General features: G+C 69.5%; 18 protein-coding genes and 1 pseudogene. 11 read left to right on the top strand and 8 right to left on the bottom strand.

Features of this window, described 5'->3' with window-relative positions:
* The first annotated feature begins 79 nt into the window (after positions 1 to 79).
* Together ACMGDM_RS11840 and ACMGDM_RS11835 are read left to right on the top strand one after the other, a co-directional pair.
* Positions 80 to 2,479: a glycoside hydrolase family 3 protein gene (locus ACMGDM_RS11840; protein ID WP_436804330.1), complete on the top strand. Its 2,400-nt coding sequence runs from the start codon at positions 80 to 82 to the stop codon at positions 2,477 to 2,479.
* A gap of 2 nt (positions 2,480 to 2,481) precedes the next feature.
* Positions 2,482 to 3,468 carry an alpha/beta hydrolase gene (locus ACMGDM_RS11835; RefSeq protein WP_436804823.1) on the top strand — a complete coding sequence of 329 codons (987 nt, stop codon included), beginning with the start codon at positions 2,482 to 2,484 and terminating at the stop codon, positions 3,466 to 3,468.
* Between the two features lie 210 nt (positions 3,469 to 3,678).
* Here ACMGDM_RS11835 and mltG read toward each other — a convergent pair whose 3' ends face one another.
* The 7 genes and pseudogenes from mltG to fabD form a co-directional block, all read right to left on the bottom strand.
* Positions 3,679 to 4,647, bottom strand: a complete 969-nt coding sequence (gene mltG / locus ACMGDM_RS11830; protein WP_436804329.1) for an endolytic transglycosylase MltG — start codon at positions 4,645 to 4,647, stop codon at positions 3,679 to 3,681.
* An 8-nt stretch (positions 4,648 to 4,655) separates the two neighbouring features.
* On the bottom strand, positions 4,656 to 5,912 hold the full coding sequence (gene fabF / locus ACMGDM_RS11825) for a beta-ketoacyl-ACP synthase II (RefSeq protein WP_436804328.1): 1,257 nt from the start codon (positions 5,910 to 5,912) through the stop codon (positions 4,656 to 4,658).
* 137 nt (positions 5,913 to 6,049) lie between these two features.
* Positions 6,050 to 6,286 carry an acyl carrier protein gene (locus ACMGDM_RS11820; RefSeq protein ID WP_028056834.1) on the bottom strand — a complete coding sequence of 79 codons (237 nt, stop codon included), beginning with the start codon at positions 6,284 to 6,286 and terminating at the stop codon, positions 6,050 to 6,052.
* 131 nt (positions 6,287 to 6,417) lie between these two features.
* Positions 6,418 to 7,155, bottom strand: a complete 738-nt coding sequence (fabG, locus tag ACMGDM_RS11815) for a 3-oxoacyl-[acyl-carrier-protein] reductase (RefSeq protein ID WP_436804327.1) — start codon at positions 7,153 to 7,155, stop codon at positions 6,418 to 6,420.
* Positions 7,156 to 7,175: 20 nt separating this feature from the next.
* On the bottom strand, positions 7,176 to 7,460 hold the full coding sequence (locus ACMGDM_RS11810; protein ID WP_436804822.1) for a GxxExxY protein: 285 nt from the start codon (positions 7,458 to 7,460) through the stop codon (positions 7,176 to 7,178).
* Positions 7,461 to 7,497: 37 nt separating this feature from the next.
* Positions 7,498 to 7,578, bottom strand: a pseudogene (locus ACMGDM_RS11805) (GxxExxY protein); the annotation flags it as partial.
* Between the two features lie 33 nt (positions 7,579 to 7,611).
* On the bottom strand, positions 7,612 to 8,571 hold the full coding sequence (gene fabD, locus ACMGDM_RS11800) for an ACP S-malonyltransferase (protein WP_436804326.1): 960 nt from the start codon (positions 8,569 to 8,571) through the stop codon (positions 7,612 to 7,614).
* A 209-nt stretch (positions 8,572 to 8,780) separates the two neighbouring features.
* Here fabD and rpsF point away from each other — a divergent pair, with 209 nt between their 5' ends.
* The 4 genes from rpsF to ACMGDM_RS11780 all read left to right on the top strand — a co-directional run bounded on the left by rpsF (position 8,781) and on the right by ACMGDM_RS11780 (position 10,625).
* On the top strand, positions 8,781 to 9,209 hold the full coding sequence (rpsF, locus tag ACMGDM_RS11795) for a 30S ribosomal protein S6 (protein WP_223010543.1): 429 nt from the start codon (positions 8,781 to 8,783) through the stop codon (positions 9,207 to 9,209).
* Positions 9,209 to 9,433, top strand: a complete 225-nt coding sequence (rpsR, locus tag ACMGDM_RS11790) for a 30S ribosomal protein S18 (protein WP_007403456.1) — start codon at positions 9,209 to 9,211, stop codon at positions 9,431 to 9,433. Before rpsF ends, rpsR begins: the two co-directional genes overlap by 1 nt.
* 12 nt (positions 9,434 to 9,445) lie before the next feature.
* Entirely contained in the window at positions 9,446 to 10,039 is a 594-nt protein-coding gene (rplI, locus tag ACMGDM_RS11785) for a 50S ribosomal protein L9 (protein ID WP_436804325.1), read from the top strand.
* Positions 10,040 to 10,457: 418 nt separating this feature from the next.
* Positions 10,458 to 10,625 (top strand): hypothetical protein, encoded by a 168-nt coding sequence (locus tag ACMGDM_RS11780; RefSeq protein ID WP_436804324.1) that lies wholly within the window; start codon positions 10,458 to 10,460, stop codon positions 10,623 to 10,625.
* A gap of 131 nt (positions 10,626 to 10,756) precedes the next feature.
* Here ACMGDM_RS11780 and mutL read toward each other — a convergent pair whose 3' ends face one another.
* Positions 10,757 to 12,526, bottom strand: a complete 1,770-nt coding sequence (gene mutL / locus ACMGDM_RS11775) for a DNA mismatch repair endonuclease MutL (protein WP_436804323.1) — start codon at positions 12,524 to 12,526, stop codon at positions 10,757 to 10,759.
* Positions 12,527 to 12,674: 148 nt separating this feature from the next.
* Between mutL and ACMGDM_RS11770 the strand changes: the two genes are divergently transcribed.
* From ACMGDM_RS11770 to rodA, 5 genes are read left to right on the top strand one after another with little or no spacing between them, the layout of a single operon-like run.
* Positions 12,675 to 13,715, top strand: a complete 1,041-nt coding sequence (locus tag ACMGDM_RS11770) for a rod shape-determining protein (protein WP_246616620.1) — start codon at positions 12,675 to 12,677, stop codon at positions 13,713 to 13,715.
* Positions 13,716 to 13,739: 24 nt separating this feature from the next.
* Entirely contained in the window at positions 13,740 to 14,642 is a 903-nt protein-coding gene (gene mreC / locus ACMGDM_RS11765; RefSeq protein ID WP_436804322.1) for a rod shape-determining protein MreC, read from the top strand.
* Entirely contained in the window at positions 14,639 to 15,148 is a 510-nt protein-coding gene (gene mreD, locus ACMGDM_RS11760; protein ID WP_436804321.1) for a rod shape-determining protein MreD, read from the top strand. The genes mreC and mreD overlap by 4 nt, the downstream gene beginning before the upstream one ends.
* Positions 15,148 to 17,283: a penicillin-binding protein 2 gene (gene mrdA, locus ACMGDM_RS11755; RefSeq protein WP_436804320.1), complete on the top strand. Its 2,136-nt coding sequence runs from the start codon at positions 15,148 to 15,150 to the stop codon at positions 17,281 to 17,283. Before mreD ends, mrdA begins: the two co-directional genes overlap by 1 nt.
* Entirely contained in the window at positions 17,280 to 18,386 is a 1,107-nt protein-coding gene (gene rodA, locus ACMGDM_RS11750) for a rod shape-determining protein RodA (RefSeq protein ID WP_436804319.1), read from the top strand. Before mrdA ends, rodA begins: the two co-directional genes overlap by 4 nt.
* Positions 18,387 to 18,438 lie beyond the last annotated feature (52 nt).

The raw sequence follows: 18,438 nt of genomic DNA, 5'->3' as shown, positions 1-18,438 counted from the left end.
TTTCGTCGCACCGCCGCAGGTCGGGCGACGAGGAGCACCGGAGGACAGGCGCAGCGGCTGACGACTGGGAGGGGACGAAATGGGGCGTTTCTCACATATCACGCTGGCGCTGTTGCTGGGCGCCGGTGCCACTGCCGGGGTCGCACAGGTGGCGCATCCCGCGCGCTGGCCCGCCGCCAAGAGCGTCGGGCTGGTCGACGCTGCAACCGAGGCCAAGGTCACCGCGCTGATGCGTCGCATGACGCTGGAAGAGAAGATCGGGCAGATGATCCAGGCCGATATCGGCTCGATCACGCCCGAGGACCTGCGCCGCTACCCGCTCGGTTCGATCCTGGCCGGCGGCAGCTCGCCCCCGCTCGGCAGCCCTGACCGCTCGCCCGCCGCCGCCTGGGTCGCCACCTCGCGCGCGTTCAACGCGGTGGCACTCGAGCAGCGCGCCGGCCACGTCGCGATCCCGCTGATGTTCGGCGTCGACGCGGTGCACGGCGACAACAATGTCGTCGGCGCGACGCTCTTTCCGCACAACAGTGCGCTCGGCGCGATGCGCGACCCGGCGCTGATCCGCCGCATCGGTGCGGTCACCGCCGAGGAGACCGCCGCGGCCGGGATCGACTGGGCGTTCGGGCCGACCCTGGCGGTGCCGCAGGACGATCGCTGGGGTCGCGCCTACGAAGGCTATTCGGAGGACCCGGCGGTGGTCGCCTCCTATGCCGGTGCGATGATCGAGGGATTGCAGGGCGTCCCGGGTCAACAGGGCATCCAGCGTGGCCATGTCGCCGCCAGTCCGAAGCACTTCCTCGGCGACGGCGGCACCAGGGACGGTGTCGACCAGGGCGACACGCAAGTCGACGAGGACACGCTGATCAAGGTGCACGGCGCCGGCTACCCGCCCGCGATCAAGGCCGGCGCGATGACGGTGATGGCCAGTTTCTCGAGCTGGAACGGCCAGAAGATGCACGGCAACCGCTCGCTGCTCACCGACGTGCTCAAGGGCCGAATGGGCTTCGAGGGCTTCGTCGTCGGCGACTGGAACGGCCACGGCCAGGTGCCGGGTTGCACCAACACCGACTGCCCCGCCACCTTCGCCGCCGGGCTCGACATGGCGATGGCGCCGGACAGCTGGAAGGGCATGTTCGACACCACGCTCGCCGCGGTGAAGGCGGGCAAGCTGCCGATGGCGCGCGTGGACGACGCGGTGCGTCGGATCCTGCGCGTCAAGATGAAGCTCGGCCTGTTCGACGCGGCGCGGCCGTGGGAGGCGCGCGGCACTACGGTGGGTTCGGCCGAGCATCGCGCTGTGGCGCGCGAGGCGGTGGCCAAGAGCCTCGTGCTGCTCAAGAACAACGGCGTGCTGCCGGTCAAGGCGAGCGCCACCATCCTGGTGGTCGGCGATGCGGCGGACGACATCGGCCGCCAGTCGGGGGGCTGGACCTTGTCGTGGCAGGGCGACGGCAACACCAATGCCGATTTCCCCGGCGCGACCTCGATCTATGCGGGGATCGCCGCCGCGGCCAAGGCGGGCGGCGGCACCGCGACGCTGTCGCGCGACGGCAGCTTCACCGCCAAGCCCGACGTCGCGATCGTCGTCTTCGGCGAGCAGCCCTATGCCGAGATGCGCGGCGACGTGCGCACGCTCGAGTTCGAGGCAGGCGACAAACAGGCGCTCGCCTTGCTCAAGAAGCTGAAGGCTGCGGGCGTGCCGACCGTATCGGTGTTCCTTTCGGGTCGACCACTATGGGTCAATCCCGAACTCAACCAGTCGGATGCGTTCGTCGCTGCGTGGTTCCCCGGCTCCGAGGGCGCGGGCGTCGCCGACGTGCTGGTCGGCGGCAAGCGCGATTTCAATGGCAAGCTCTCCTTCAGCTGGCCGAAGAACGCGGGCCAGTTCACGCTTAACCGCGGCACGCCGGGCTACGATCCTCTGTTCCCGTTCGGCTACGGGCTGAGCTATGCCAGCGGCGGCAGTGTGCCCACGCTGAGCGAGGAAGCCGGCGTTGACGCCAGTCTCGCCAACACCAGCCTGTTCTACGCGCGCGGTCGCGTGCCCGCACCGTTCAAGCTCACGCTCGACCCGGCGGTCACGCGCGCCGCGGTGGACAGCGCCACCGCGCAGGAGGGGGCGGTGCAGCTGGCCTGGCGCGGCGCGGGCAGCGCGGCGATCAGCGGCCCCGCTTTGTCGCTGGTGCGCGAGACCAACGCCGACCTCAACCTCCAGATCAGCTACCGAGTCGACAAGGCGGCGACCGGGCCGGTGTCGCTCGCGCTGGGCAGCGGCAAGGTCGATGTGGCGCGCGCCCTCGAAGCAAGCGCCGGCTGGCACGTGCTGCGTGTGCCGCTGAAGTGTTTCCGCAGCGCCGGCGCCAACATGGAGTCGGTCAATACGCCGATGGCGCTGGCGGCGACCGCGCCGTTCACGGTTGCGATTGCGGATATCCGGCTCGCCACCGACCCCGCCGGTGCGGTATGTCCGGGCACATGACGATGGACCTGCCCAGCCGCCGCGCCGTGGTCGCCGCGCTCACCGCTGCGCCGCTCGCCGCGCCCTTCACCGCCGGGGCGGCCGCGGCGCCGGACGACATCCCCGGCGCGACGATCCTGCTCTGGCCCGACGCGGCGCCGGGTGCGCCCGCGACGCTGCCGACACCCAGGATCGAGCAGCGCTCGAAGGACGCCGGGTTCAATGACCGCTGGGTCACCGGCGTCGCCCGGCCAGGGCTGACGGTGCGGCGCGCGGGGCGTGCCAACGGCGCCGCGGTGCTGCTGATCCCTGGCGGCGGCTATGGCTTCATCGCTTGGGACAATGAGGGCGAAGAGCAGGCGCGGTGGCTCAACAAGCTGGGCGTCACCTGCTTCATCCTTTCCTACCGCTTGCCGGCCGAGGGTTGGAGCAACCGCGCGCTGGTGCCGCTGCAGGACGCGCAGCGCGCGGTGCGGCTGATCCGCGCGCGCGCGGGCGAGTTCGGGGTCGATCCCAAGCGGGTCGCGGTGCTGGGCTTCTCTGCCGGCGGGCATCTCGCCGGCAGCCTGGCGACGCGCCATGCCGAGCCGTGCTACGCGCCGGTCGACGCCGCCGATCAGCAATCGGCACGACCCGATCTCGCCGGGCTGATCTACCCGGTGGTGTCGCTGGCCGAACCGTTCACGCACGCGGGCTCACGCGACAATCTGCTCGGCACGCCGTCGGGCGACGCGCAGCGCCGCGACGCCTCGGTCGAGCGCCGCGTCGGCGGCGACACCCCGCCGATGTTCCTTGCCCATGCCAGCGACGACACCACGGTGCCGATCGCCAACAGCCTCGTGCTGTACGAGGCGATGCTGGCCGCCAAGCGTCCGGCCGAGCTCCACGCCTTCGATCTCGGCGGACACGGCTTCGGCACGCGCCTGCCCGAGCAGGCACCTGCGTCGGCCTGGCCCAAGCTGTTCGCGGCCTTTGCGGCGCGGCACCAGGTCTTCCCGGCCGCGGTCTGAGGCCGATCACACCCGCCTGTTCGTCGTCCTGAACGCCTTTCAGGCTCCACTGTCCCGCCAGCACCCCACGTACAAGATACGCGGCACGCTAGATCCTGGATCGAGTTCCGGATGACGCAAGCGAGCGGCCGATGCAATCCGATCAGGGTCGCGCGCGCCGGAACCACCACCCCGCGCGTACCATGAGCCGGGATCCGCGCCCGGCTCCGCTCACATCTCGCCGCGCGCGCGGCGGATAGCGTACCACTTCTGTACGTTGGCGTTATGCTCGGCGAGCGTATCGGCGAAGACGTGGCCGCCGCTGCCATCCGCCACGAAATAGAGCGCGCGCGAGGGCGCAGGATCGAGGACGGCGTCGATCGACAGCCGCCCCGGATTGGCGATCGGCCCGATCGGCAGCCCGGGCGATGCATAGGTGTTGTAGCCGTTCTTCGCATGAAGCTCGGACTGGCGGATGCGACGGCCGAGCGGGCGCCCCTTGGTGATGGGATAGATCACGGTCGGATCCGCCTGCAGCGGCATGCCGAGCCGCAGCCGGTTCGAATAGACCGCCGCGACCATCCGCCGCTCCGCCGGCTTGCCCGTCTCCTTCTCCACGATCGAAGCGAGTACCAGCGCCTGCTGCGGCGTCGTCACGGCTGACGCAGGCTTGCGCCGCGCCCAGGCGGCGGCAAGGTAGTCGCGCATCGCGCGTTGCATTCGCGCCAGCACCGCGGCACGGGACTCGCCGCGCTCGAACGCATAGCCGTCGGGCAGCACCGATCCCTCGGCGGGCACCGCGACATCGCCGGTGAGCGCGTCGGCCCGTTCGAGCACGTCGCGCACCATGACCGCGGGCAACCCTTCCGGGATTACGACGAGGCGCTGCACCACCTTACCGCTCTGCAACAGCGCGAGCACCTGCGCGGCGCTGGCGTGCGCGGGAAAGGCGTATTCGCCGGCGCGGATCGGCGCGCTGCTGCCCAACACGCGCGCCTGAACACGGAAGCGCCGCGCCGAGGCGATCACCCCTGCCCGCTCGAGCGCTTTGGCCGCACCCGCCAGCGTGCTGCCCTCGGCGACGGTGACGCTGGTGGCGCGCGGCGACGGCCCGGCGCCCTTCCATCCCTGCGCCACCCACATGCCCGCCGCGAACAGCAGCAGCGCAGCGATCAACCCGAGACAGCCGAGCCGGCGCATGATCGCGCTCAGATCGCCTTCATCACCAGCGAGGCATTGGTGCCGCCGAAGCCGAAGCTGTTGTTGAGCACGGCGCGCACCTCACGCTTGCGCGCGACATGCGGCACGAGGTCGACGCCCTCGGCGCCTTCGGACGGGTTGTCGAGGTTGAGCGTCGGCGGCACGATCTGGTCGCGCATCGCCAGGATGCAGAAGATGCTCTCCACCGCGCCGGCACCGCCCAGCAGGTGGCCGATCGCCGACTTGGTCGAGCTCATCGACAGGCCGCCGATGGCGTCGCCGAACAGCCGCTTCACCGCGCCCAGCTCGATCATGTCCGCCATCGTCGAGGTGCCGTGCGCGTTGATATAGTCGATGTCCGACAGCGCGAGGCCCGACTTGCGCATCGCCATTTCCATCGCGCGATACGCGCCCGACCCCTCGGGCTCGGGCGCGGTGACGTGGAAGGCGTCGCCGGACAGACCGTAACCGATCACTTCGGCGTAGATCTTGGCGCCGCGCGCCTTGGCGCGCTCATATTCCTCCAGCACGACGACGCCCGCGCCCTCGCCCATCACGAAGCCGTCGCGATCGCGATCATACGGGCGGCTGGCCTGCTCGGGCCGGTCGTTGAAGCTGGTGTTGAGCGCACGTGCCGCGGCGAAGCCGGCGATGCCGATCGGGCAGACGGTGCTTTCCGACCCGCCCGCGAGCATCACATCGGCATCGTCCAGCGCGATCATGCGCGCGGCGTCGCCGATCGAGTGCGCGCCGGTGGAGCAGGCGGTGACGACCGCGTGGTTCGGCCCCATCAGCCCGTATTTGATCGAGACCTGGCCCGAGATCAGGTTGATCAGCCGCCCGTGGACGAAGTGCGGGCTGACCCGCTTCGGCCCCTTCTCGGCGAGTACCAGCGACTCGCTCTCGATGCCGGGCAGCCCGCCGATCCCCGACCCGATCGAGCAGCCGGCACGGTACCGCTCCGCCTCGCTCATCTCGGTCAGGCCGGCGTCCTCGAGTGCCTGGCCGGCGGCGTCGATGCCATAGACGATGAACGGATCGACCTGGCGCTGGACCTTGTGATCGACCCGCTTGTCCGGATCGAAGCCCCAGGGATGGTCCGCGGGCTTGACCTCGCATGCGATCGTGCACTTCTGGTCCGACGCGTCGAAGCGCGTGATCGGTCCGGCGCCAGACTTGCCCGCGATCAGATTGGCCCAGGCGGTCTCCACGTCGGCCCCGAGCGGGGTAACGAGGCCGAGACCGGTGACGACGACACGACGCATAGACTTTCCTTCTTCACCGGCGCTGCGCCACGCGTCGCGCCGCCGGTCCTCTCAAACGAAACGGCTCCCCACCCTCTGGTCGAGGACAGGGAGCCGCTCAGATCAGCTCGCTAGAGCGGGAGGTCTCCCCCCGTTCCTCAGCCCTTGTGCTCGTCGATATAGGTGATCGCGTCCTTGACGGTCGAGATCTTCTCGGCCGCATCGTCCGGGATCTCGACGCCGAACTCTTCCTCGAACGCCATCACCAGCTCGACGATGTCGAGGCTGTCCGCGCCCAGATCGTCGATGAAGCTGGCGTCCTCGGTGACCTTGTCGGCCTCGACGCCGAGATGCTCGACGACGATCTTCTTCACGCGGTCGGCGGTCTCGCTCATAGCTTTCCCTCTTTCAATTGGGGGGTAGGTTTCAAATTGCTGAACGCAGGTAGAACGGGCTCGGGCCCGTGGCAAGGGTGCGAATGGCTCGCACGCCCCCCCTTCCCCCTGCGGTTCGCCGCCCCAGTGGCTCAGACCATCGCCATGCCACCGTTGACGTGCAGCGTCTGACCGGTGACGTAACCCGCCTCGCGTGACGCCAGATACACCACCGCCGCGGCGATGTCCTCGCCACTGCCGAGGTCGCCCGCCGGGATGCGGCCGAGCAGCGCGCTCTTCTGCGCTTCGGGCAGCACGTCGGTCATTGCCGAGCGGATGAAGCCGGGCGCGACGCAATTGACCGTGATGTTGCGGCTGGCGAGCTCCTGCGCCAACGCCTTGGACATGCCGACCAGGCCCGCCTTGGAGGCGGCGTAATTGGCCTGGCCGGGATTGCCGGTCTGCCCCACCACCGAGGTGATCGAGACGATGCGACCGAAGCGCGCCTTCATCATCGGCTTCGCCGCGGCACGGATCAGCCGGAACGCGGCTTCCAGGTTGACGCGGATCACCTGATCCCACTCGTCGTCCTTCATCCGCATCGCGAGATTGTCGCGCGTGACGCCGGCGTTGTTGACGAGCACGTCCAGCCTGCCCAGCGCCTCGACCGCGCGCGGCACCAGCGCGTCGACCGCGGCGGCATCGGACAGATCGCAGGCGAGCGCGACGTGATCGCCGCCGAGCTCGTCGCGGAAGCGCTCCAGCTTGTCGGCGTTCGAGCCCGAGAGCGCGAGGCGCGCCCCCTGCGCGGCGAGCCCGCGCGCGATGGCCGAGCCGATCCCGCCGGAGGCGCCGGTGACCAGCGCGGTCATGCCTGTGAGGTCGAACATGGTCTACTCCGTGTTATGGTTCACGCGAGGCGCGGAGACGCGGAGGGGCGGTAGCGATTGACGATCCGTCGCACCCCCTCCTTCAACGTCTCGCCTCCAAAGTTGATGAGCAGCCCGACGGGCTGCTCGATGAGCCTAAGATACGTCGGTAGCTGCTTGCCGTGCACTGGGGCGAGCTTCTCGACCGACTTGACCTCGACTATCAATCGATTGTCGATCAACAGGTCTATTCGGGAGGCCGCAGGGAAGACCCGACCTTCGAAGCAGATGTCGACCGGATGCTGGCGGGGAGACGAGATAGCCAAACGCCGCCAGGCGAGCCGCGAGCGCTGTCTTATAGACGCTTTCCAACAAGCCCGGTCCGAGCTCGCGGTGAAGACGAAGCGAGAGGTCGAGATCGTCACCGCTGATGGTGTCGATCACTTCTTCTCCGCGTCTCCGCGCCTTCGCGTGATCTCACATCCTTTTTAGCAGCGCCTCCACGTCGTCCATCGACACGACGCTGACCGCCTCGACGTCGGGCGCGATGCGCTTGACCATCGGCGCGAGCACCTTGCCGCCGAACTCGACGAACTCGGTCACGCCCGCCGCGACCATCGCCAGCACCGACTCGCGCCAGCGCACGCGGCCGGTCACCTGTTCGACCAGAAGTCGCCGGATCGCGCCCGGATCGGCCACCGCGGCGGCATCGACATTGGCGTAGACCGGCACCAGCGGCGCGCGCAGCTCGGCTTCGGCCAGCGCCGCCTCCATGGCGCGCGCAGCATCCTCCATCAGCGCGCAGTGGAATGGCGCCGACACCGGGAGCAGCACCGCGCGCTTGGCGCCGAGCTCCTTCGCCAGCGCGACCGCGCGCTCCACCGCAACGCGATGCCCGGAGATCACCACCTGCGACGGGTCATTGTCATTGGCGACCGTGCAGACCAGCGGCTCGCCGCCCTCGGCCAGGATCGAGTCGATCGCCGCGCCCGCGATCGTTTCGGCCTTGGCGACGTCGGCGCCGAGCAGCGCCGCCATAGCTCCCTCACCCACCGGCACCGCCGCCTGCATCGCGCGGCCGCGCCGCTTGAGCAACCGCGCCGTTGTGGCGAGGTCGAAGGTCTCCGCCGCGCAGAGGGCGGTGTATTCGCCAAGCGAGTGGCCGGCGACATAATCGACCTTGTCGGCGAGCACCACGCCACCCTCCCGCGTCAGCACGCGCAGCGTGGCGATCGCATTGGCCATGATCGCGGGCTGCGCATTCTCGGTCAGCGTCAGATCGTCGGCCGGCCCCTCCGCCATCAGCCGGCGAAGGTTCTGGCCGAGCGCCTCGTCGACCTCGCCGAACACCTCGCGTGCGACCGCCGAGGCGTCGGCCAGCGCGACACCCATGCCGACCGCCTGACTGCCCTGACCGGGGAAGATGAACGCGCGCATCGTGCCTCTCCTTGGAAACGCTGCGCTGCTAGGGCGGCGCTCCCGGCCGGTCAACCGCAAGCCCTTGCGCGCGGAGGGGTTCTGCGGCATAGAGCGCCCACTCGGGGCGGGAAGCTACGGCTTCTTCCGCCCCTTGTTGTTGCACGACAGCCGGAGGGGCGTGGCACATGGGGTGCCCGTCAGCGATCGGCCAACGAAGAGGTACATGCATGGCTCTGTACGAGCACGTGTTCCTTGCGCGCCAGGATCTGGCACAGGCGCAAGTGGACGCGCTGGCGGAAGCCGCGACCAAGGTGGTCACCGACCACGGCGGCACGGTCGTCAAGACCGAGACGTGGGGGCTGCGCAGCCTCGCCTATCGCATCGCGAAGAACCGCAAGGCGCATTACGTGATGCTCGAGATCGACGCGCCGGGCGACACCGTCGCCGAGCTGGAGCGTCAGACCAGCATCAACGAGGACGTCATCCGCTACATGACCGTGCGCGTCGACGAGCACGAGCAGGGTCCGACCGTGATGATGCGCAAGCAGGAGCGCGATCGCGAGCGCCGCGGCGAGCGCGGGGAGCGCGGCGACCGCGGTGACCGTGGTGATCGGGGCGACCGTCCGCGTCGCGACCGCGAAGAGGAGATGGCATAATGGCGCGCCCGTTTTTCCGCCGCCGCAAGTCGTGCCCGTTCAGCGCCAAGGACGCGCCGCGGATCGACTATAAGGACGTCCGCCTGCTGCAGGGCTTCGTGTCCGAGCGCGGCAAGATCGTCCCGTCGCGCATCACTTCGGTGAGCGCCAAGAAGCAGCGCGAGCTGGCGCAGGCGATCAAGCGCGCCCGCCACCTGGGCCTGCTGCCCTACGTCGTGAAGTAAGGAGAAGAGCAGATGGACGTCATTCTGCTTGAGCGCGTCGAGAAGCTCGGCGGCATCGGCGACGTGGTGAAGGTGAAGGACGGGTTCGCCCGCAACTTCCTGCTGCCGCGCAAGAAGGCGCTGCGCGCCAATGAGGCCAACCGCAAGGTGTTCGAGGCCAATCGCGCGCGCATCGAGTCCGACAACGCATCGCGGCGTGCGGACGCGGAGAAGGAGGCCGGCTCGTTCAAGGACGCGCAGGTCACGCTGATCCGCCAGTCGTCGAACACCGGCCAGCTGTACGGCTCGGTCGCGGTGCGCGACCTGGTCGAGGCCCTCGAGGCGGATGGCCACAAGGTGGCCAAGAGCCAGATCGTGCTCGACCGTCCGATCAAGGCGATCGGCCTGTACGACGTGCGCGTGCAGCTCCACCCCGAGGTCGCGGTGACGGTGAAGGTCAACGTCGCGCGCTCGCCGGAGGAAGCCGACATGCAGGCGCAGGGCGTCGACGTCATGGCGCAGGTCTTCGAGGAAGGCCGCGACCAGGGCGGCTTCACCGAGGATTACGATCCCAACGCTGAGCCGGGCGCCACTGCCGAGGCACAGGACGAGCCCGCGCAGGGCTGACGCTGGCGCGATCCCTCGCAAGCAACAAAAAGGCCCGCCTGGAACGATCCAGGCGGGCCTTTCCGTTGGGCGCCGCGGCGGGGGGTGGGGGAATGCGGCGCCCGAAGGAGCGAGGTTCAGGGCACCGTCACGACCGCGCCGACCACCGCGGCAAGTGGGACAAGTGCCAGAACTAGCGGGAAAATTTTGCTCATCACGCGACCTGCTGTGATTGTGTGCCGATCTGAATGCTCGCCTGGCGCAAAGGTTGCCGCGCACTGAATGAAATGGCTCGCGCGACAAACCGTGCGGCGATGCGACGAGCCGGGCGTGCGGGCGGAACGGCGCTGTCGCGGGCGGGTTCATCATCCAGGAACAGCCGGGCGCGCCGCCGAGCGCGGGCGGCGGTGCCATCGTATAAGCGTAAGGAACATCAGTCGTGCAGGCGGCGGATCGAGACAGGAGAGAGCGCCTCGCTGCGCTAGGCAAGGCGCTGCGCGCGCGCGTCGCGGTGCCCACGGACACGTATATCACGCAGGACATACCGCTGCTGCTGACGCGCCTCTCGCAGGTGCCGGCGAGCGGTCCGCGCAAACGCGAGGATTAGACGCCTCTGGGTTCGCGGGACAGGACGCTAACCGCTTCTCGTCCCCGATCCGCCCGGGCGGATAGCTTGCGAACGGACGGGCGAGCCGCACGCCCACCCAGTCAAGGGCTGTCGATTTACGGCAACACGCGTCACCGACGCGCGAACAATCGCTCGATATCCGGAAAGTCGAGCTTCACCCAGGTCGGGCGGCCATGGTTGCACTGGCCGGAGTGCGGCGTCGCCTCCATCTCGCGGAGCAGTGCGTTCATCTCGGCAAGCGACAGCACGCGCCCGGCGCGTACCGAGCCGTGGCACGCCATCGTCCCCGCCACTGCGTCGAGCCGCTCGCGCAGCGACAAGGCCTCGTCGAAAGCGGCGAGTTCATCCGCCAGATCGGTGACCAGCGCGGTCGGGTCGCCACTGCCGAGCAGCGCGGGCGTGGCGCGCACCAGCATCGCACGCGCGCCGAACCGTTCGAGCTCAAGCCCGAACTCGGCCAACTCGCCGACGCGTGCCTCCAGCCGGTCGCACGCGGGCTCGTCGAGCTCGACCACCTCGGGAATCAGCAGCGCCTGGCTCGCGACGCGACCGCCCGCGAGCGCCGCGCGCATCCGCTCCAGCACCAGCCGCTCGTGCGCGGCATGCTGGTCCACCAGCACCAGCCCGTCCTGCGCCTCCGCCACGATATACGTCTTGTTGACCTGCCCGCGCGCGGCGCCGAGCGGAAAATCGTCGCGCTCGGGCGGCGGGGTCCAGCTCGCCTCGGCGCGCGCCTGCGGGGGCGGAGCGAGAAAGGTGGCGCGTCGTTCGCTCACCAAAGCCGCCCCGGCATGGTCGGCCAGGAGCGGGATAACATCCGACGGTGCCGGCGCATAAGTCACCGGCTCACGGCGCCACAACTCCATCACGTCCGCTGGCGCCGAATGCGCGACGCGATGCCCGGCGGCGTCGAGCGCGCGGCGCAACCCGGAGACGATCATGCCGCGCACCAGCGCGGGATCGCGGAAGCGCACCTCGGTCTTCGCCGGGTGGACGTTGACGTCGACCTCGCTTGGGGGAACGTCGAGGAACAAGGCGACCACCGCGTGGCGGTCGCGTGGCATCATCTCGGCATAGGCGCCGCGGATCGCGCCGATCAGCAAGCGGTCACGCACCGGACGACCGTTGACGAAGAGATATTGGTGATCGGCGACGCCGCGATGGAACGTCGGCAGCCCCGCCACACCGCCAAGGACATGACCGTCGCGCGCGAGGTCGATCGCAACCGAGTTCTCGGCCAGCGCGCGGTCGGTCAGCGCCGCGACGCGCGCCGGCCGCCCCTCCGCTGCGGGGACCGACAACACACGGCGACCGTCATGCTCGACCGCGAAGGCGATGTCCGGCCGTGCCATCGCGAGGCGTTTCACCACATCGAGGCAGGACGCATATTCGGCGCGCGGTGAGCGCAGGAACTTGCGCCGCGCCGGCACGCGCGCGAACAGCGCCTCGACCACGACGCGCGTGCCCGGCGGCAGCGCGGCCGGACCGTCGCGTTCCACCACGCCGTTGTCGACGGTGCGCGCCCATCCTTCCGCACCGCGCGGCCGGCTCTCGATCGTCACCCGCGCGACCGACGCGATCGAGGGCAAGGCCTCGCCGCGGAAGCCAAGCGTCCGCACCGCCTCGATCGCATCGTAGGGCAGCTTGGAGGTGGCGTGGCGCTCGAGCGCGAGCCCGATCTCGCCCGGCGTCATGCCGCAGCCGTCGTCGGCCACCTCGATCCGCTCGACACCCCCGGCGGCGAGCCCCACCGCAACCCGCGTCGCGCCCGCGTCGATCGCGTTTTCGACCAGCTCCTTCAACGCGCTGGCCGGTCTTTCCACCACTTCGCCGGCAGCGATACGGTTGACCAGATGCGAGGGGAGCCGGCGTATTGACACAGCGCAGCACCTAGCCCAAGCCGCCGCATCCCGCGACCCCGCAGATAGAATTACACGCATGATTCACAGCGGCGGCGCGCGGACTCGAATATAGACGAACATGGCCGGTCCTCCTGCCCGGCGAGCTAGACAACGGACCACAACGTCAATGGTATTCTCGCGCTTGTTCAAGATGACCTCGCACGACATGGCGATCGATCTCGGCACCGCGAACACGGTGGTGTACGTCCGCGGCCGTGGCATCGTGTTGAACGAGCCGTCGGTGGTGGCGGTCGAGACGATCAACGGGCAGAAGCGGGTCAAGGCGGTCGGCGAGGACGCCAAGCTGATGATGGGCAAGACGCCCGGCTCGATCGAGGCGATCCGCCCGCTGCGCGACGGCGTTATCGCCGACATCGACGTCGCCGAGCAGATGATCAAATATTTCATCGAGAAGGTGCACGGCCGCCGGCGCTTCATGCGCTGGCCCGAGATCGTGATCTGCGTCCCCTCGGGCTCGACCAAGGTGGAGCGCCGCGCGATCCGTGACGCCGCGCAGAATGCGGGCGCCAGTGCGGTCTATCTGATCGAGGAGCCGATGGCGGCGGCGATCGGTGCCGATATGCCGGTCACCGAGCCGGTTGGCTCGATGGTGGTGGATATCGGCGGCGGCACGACCGAAGTGGCGGTGCTGTCGCTGCGCGGCCTTGCCTACACCACCTCGGTGCGCGTCGGCGGCGACAAGATGGACGACGCGATCGTCAGCTACGTCCGCCGCAACCACAATCTCCTGATCGGCGAGGCCACCGCCGAGCGGATCAAGCAGGAATTGGGCTGCGCCAAGCCGCCCATCGACGGCATCGGCAAGACGGTGCACATCAAGGGCCGCGACCTGGTCAACGGCGTGCCCAAGGAGATCCAGATCAACCAGGCGCAGATCGCCGAGGCGGTGAGCGAGCCCGTCGCCGCGATCGTCGATGGCGTTCGCATCGCACTGGAGAATACTGCACCCGAACTGGCCGCCGATATCGTCGACCAGGGCATCGTTCTCACCGGCGGCGGCGCGCTGCTCCAGGGGCTCGACGAGGTGCTGCGCGACGAAACCGGGCTGCCCGTGACGGTCGCGGACGATCCGCTGATCTGCGTCGCGATCGGCACCGGCCGTGCGCTGGAGGATCCCATGTTCCGCGCTGTTCTCCAGAACGGGTAAGCTCGAGACGGGGAGATGGCGGCAATGACGCCGTCACGTGATCGGCGTCCGGGTTTCTCGCGGCGCGCGCAATACGGGCTGTTCCTTACCTACATTCTCGGCGTCGCCGGGGCAGTGGTCGGCGGCGTGCTGCTCGCGCTGTCGGCGTTCAACCCGGTGGCGTTCAACGCGTTGCGCGCCGCGGTCGCCGAGATCACCGCGCCGCCCGCCGCATTGCTGGCGAGCGCGGGTGGGCAGCTCGCCGCCGTCCCCGACGCGATCGGCACGCATTTCCGCGTGCGTGGCGAGAATGAGGTGCTGCGCGCGCGGCTGGACCAGGCCCGCGGTGCGCTGCTCGCGGGGCGGCAGGCGCAGCTCGAGAACGTGCGGCTGCGCAGGCTGTTGGCGCTGCGCGACCGGCTGCCCGAGACGATTGCGGCGGCGCGGATCGTGAGCACGAGCGCTTCGAGCACGCGCCGCTTCGGGCTGCTCAATGCTGGCAGCTTCCAGGGTGTCGCCGACGGACAGCCGGTCACCGGCCCCGAGGGGCTGATCGGCCGCATCCTCTACGTCGGTCCCGATACCGCGCGCGTGCTGCTGATCACCGATCCCGAAAGCGTGGTGCCGGTGCGCCGTACGCGTGACGGGCGCCCCGCGCTGGCCGCCGGACGTGGCGACGGCCTGGTCGACATCCGCACGATCGACACCGCCGACGGCCGCTTCCGTCCCGGCGACCTGTTCGTCACCTCGGGAACGGGCGGCATCTTCGTGCCGGGCGTACCGGTCGCGCGCGCGCTGCGCGGCGGTACCGACAGCGCGCCGGCGCGTCCATTCGCGCGACCCGACTCGCTCGACGTGGCGCTGGTGCACCGCGCCTTCATGCCGCCCCCGCCGACGCCACCGGCGCCCTCCCCCACCCCGTCGCCCACGGCCACGCCCGCGTCGTGACGCTGCCCGCGCGCCCGTTGTTCGAGGAGCCGCTGCCGCCGGGACGCGCGCGGCTGCTGCCTTGGGCCAGCGTGCTCGCTGGCTCGCTGGCGACGACCTTGCCGTGGAACGCGACCTTGGGGCTGCTGCCGCCGTTCGGGCTGCTGATGATGCTGGCGTGGCGGCTGCTCGCGCCCTTGTCGCTGCGCGTCTGGGCGCCATCGCTGCTCGGGCTGTTCGACGATCTCGTGTCAGGCCAGCCGCTCGGCAGCGCCATGCTGCTGTGGACGCTCGCCTTCTTCCTGATCGAGGCGCTCGAGGCGCGCTCCGGCGTGCGCGACTTCGCGCAGAGCTGGGCGATTGCGGCGGTGGCGATCGCTCTCGCGCTGGCGGGCGGACGGCTGTTCGCCAGCCCCCTATCGGCCTATGTCGACGGCGTGCTCGTAATCCAGATCATCCTCTCCGTCCTGCTCTTTCCCGCCGCCGCGCGGCTGGTGGCGTGGATCGATCTCAAGCGGGTGCGCTGATGGCGCGACCACCGCGCGTGATGACCGAGGCCGCGCAGGCCTACAGCTTCTCGCGCCGTGCTTGGCTGCTCGGCGCCGGACAGGCGGGGCTCGGCGCGCTGCTGATCGGGCGGATGGGCTATCTCGCGATCACGCAGAACGAGCATTACAACCTTCTGTCCGAGCGCAACCGCGTCAGCATGACGATGATCCCGCCGCGCCGCGGCTGGATCGTCGACCGCAACGGCCAGCCGATCGCGAGCAACCGCACCGACTTTCGCGTCGACGTCATCCCCGACCGGCTCGAGGACAAGGAACGCACGCTGGCGCGGCTGCGTGCGCTGCTCGGCCTCGACGACGACGCGATCGCGCAGATCGAAGCCGAACTGAAACACTCGCCCGGCTTCCGTCCGGTCGAGATCGCGGAGAACATCGACTGGGACCGCTTCGCCGCGGTGCAGGTGCGCCAGCCCGAGCTGCCCGGCGTGGCGCCGTCGCGCGGCTTCGCGCGTCATTACCCCGCCGGCGCGGCGGTGGCGCATCTGATCGGCTATGTCGGCGCGGCGACCGCGGAACAATATAAGAAGGTGCGCGACCCGCTCTACCTGACGCCCGGGTTCAAGCTCGGCAAGGACGGGCTGGAGAAGACGATGGAGCCGCTGCTGCGCGGCACCGCCGGCGCCAAGCGGGTCGAGGTTACTGCCCGCGGCAAGCTGGTGAGGGAGCTCGCCACCCGCCCCGACGTGCCCGGGCGCACGCTGCGGCTGACGATCGACGCGGGGCTGCAGGAATATGCCGCACGCCGGCTTGGCACCAACTCGGGCTCGTGCGTGGTGTTCGACTGCACCAACGGCGAGATGCTCGCGATGGTGTCGATGCCGGCCTACGATCCCAACAGCTTCTCCGAGGGCATCAGCCAGCTCGAGTGGAAGATGCTGAGCGAGGACGATCACGTGCCCTTGATGAACAAGGCCACGCAGGGGCTGTACCCGCCCGGCTCGACGGTGAAGCCGATGAACGGACTGGCGCTGCTCGCCGCGGGGATCGACCCGAACGACCGCGTGTTCTGCTCGGGCGCGTTCCAGGTCGGCAACGGCGTGTGGCATTGCCATAAGCGCCACGGCCACGGCCCGCTCGATCTCAAGAACGCGATCATGCAGAGCTGCGACATCTATTTCTACGAGATGGCGCGGCGCGTCGGCTACGACAAGATCGCGCCGGTCGCGCGCGCGCTCGGGCTCGGACAGAAGTTCGATCTGCCGTTCGCGACGCAGCGCTACGGCACCGTGCCCGACAGCGAATGGAAGCAGCGCAAGTACAGGACCGAGTGGAAGGTCGCGGACGCGATCAATGCCTCGATCGGCCAGGGCTATGTGCTTGCCAACCCGCTCCAGCTCGCGGTGATGGCGAGCCGGCTCGGCTCGGGGCTGGAGCTGCAGCCCACGCTGTTGCGCGATCCGTTCAAGCCCAAGGCCGAACCGCTGCCGATCGACCCCGAGCATTTCCGCCTCATCCGCGAGGCGATGTACGGCGTGGTCAATGCTGGCGGCACCGGCGGCGCGGCGCGGATGCAGGTACCCGGCGTCGCGATCGCGGCGAAGACCGGTACCGCGCAGGTGCGCCGCATCACCATGGCGGAGCGCCGCAGCGGGGTGCTCAAGAACGGGCAATTGCCGTTCAAGCTGCGCGATCACGCGCTGTTCGTCTGCTTCGCGCCGTACGACAACCCGCGCTACGCCGCGGCGGTGGTGCTCGAGCATAACGGCCATACTGTGCGCAACCTCGACACGCCGATGATCGGGCGCGATATCATGACCTATCTGTTCGACCGCGAGCGCGCGTTGAAGAGCCTCGCCGAGGTGGAGCCGACCTGGGGCGGCGACATCCGCACGCGCATGGCGGCGCAGGAAGCGGCGTATCGCGCCGCGCACGCGCCGCCCCCGCCGCAGCCGGAGCTCGACGACGTCGCGGCCACGGGCTCGGACGCGGTCGCGGCGGCGACGGACGCCTCCAATGCCACGGCCGAGGCGCAGGCGGCGGACACCGCCGCGGGCAACGGCCCGGCGCGTACCGGTTCGCCCGAGCCCGACACCGAGGATGACCGGCGCGGCGCTGGCTCGAATCGCGCCACCCCGCCAGCGGGCGCGCGCGAGTGAGCGGCTTCGTCCCCGCCCCGCTCGCGGCGCTGCCGTGGCGGGTGCTGCTGCTCGTCGTGGCGATCGGTGGCTTCGGGCTGGTCGTACTCTATTCGGCCGCAGGCGGCAGCGTGACTCCCTGGGTGCTGCCGCAGGGCATCCGCTTCATCGTGTTTCTGGCGGGCGCGGTGGCGCTCTCGCGCGTCCCGCTCGACTGGTGGAAGCGCTCGTCCTTCTGGATCTATGCGGTGCTGCTGGTGCTGCTGCTGATGGTGGAGATGCTCGGCGCCGTGCGCGGGGGCAGCCAGCGCTGGCTCGGTTTCGGGCCGCTCAGGATCCAGCCGTCCGAGTTGATGAAGCTGGCGATCGTGCTCGCCTGCGCGCGTTTCTATGCCCTGCTCCCCGCGACCGAGACGCGGCGCTTCGCCGCGCTTTGGCCCGCCGCGGTGCTGATCGGGCTGCCGGCGCTGATCGTGATGGCGCAGCCGGACCTCGGCACCGGGCTGATGATCTGCGCCGGGGGCGCCACCGTCATGTTTCTCGCCGGCATCCCGCTGCGCCTGTTCATCGGCGGGGCGCTCGCCGCGGCGGTCGCGATCCCGCTCGCGTTCGAATATGTGCTGCACGATTATCAGCGCCATCGCGTGCTGATCTTCCTCGATCCCGAGAGCGATCCGCTCGGCACCGGCTATCACATCAGCCAGTCGAAGATCGCGATCGGCTCGGGCGGGATGTTCGGCAAGGGTTTCCTTAACGGCACGCAGAGCCACCTGGACTATCTTCCCGAAGGCCATACCGACTTCGTCTTCGCCACCATGGCGGAGGAATGGGGGCTGGCCGGCGGCGCCTTCCTGATCATCGGCTTCCTGCTGGTGATCCGCTGGGGCGTCAACGTCGGGGTGCGCGCGGAGGATCGCTTCGCGAAGCTCGCCGCCGCGGGGCTCGCCACCACCATCTTCTTCTACATGGCGATCAACCTGATGATGGTGATGGGGCTGGCGCCGGTGGTGGGTATTCCGTTGCCGCTGGTCAGCTTCGGCGGCTCGGCGCAGATGACGGTGCTGATCTCGCTCGGCATTCTGATGGGGATCGACCGGGCATCGAAGCTGCGCCAGCGCTGGTGATGGTGATTTCTTGCAGCGCAGCGAAAAAAGGGCTTTGCAAAGCCGGAGTGCG

Source organism: Sphingomonas larreae, assembly GCF_051400595.1.
Taxonomy (GTDB): domain Bacteria; phylum Pseudomonadota; class Alphaproteobacteria; order Sphingomonadales; family Sphingomonadaceae; genus Sphingomonas.
This window is presented reverse-complemented; position numbering and strand designations above follow the sequence as displayed.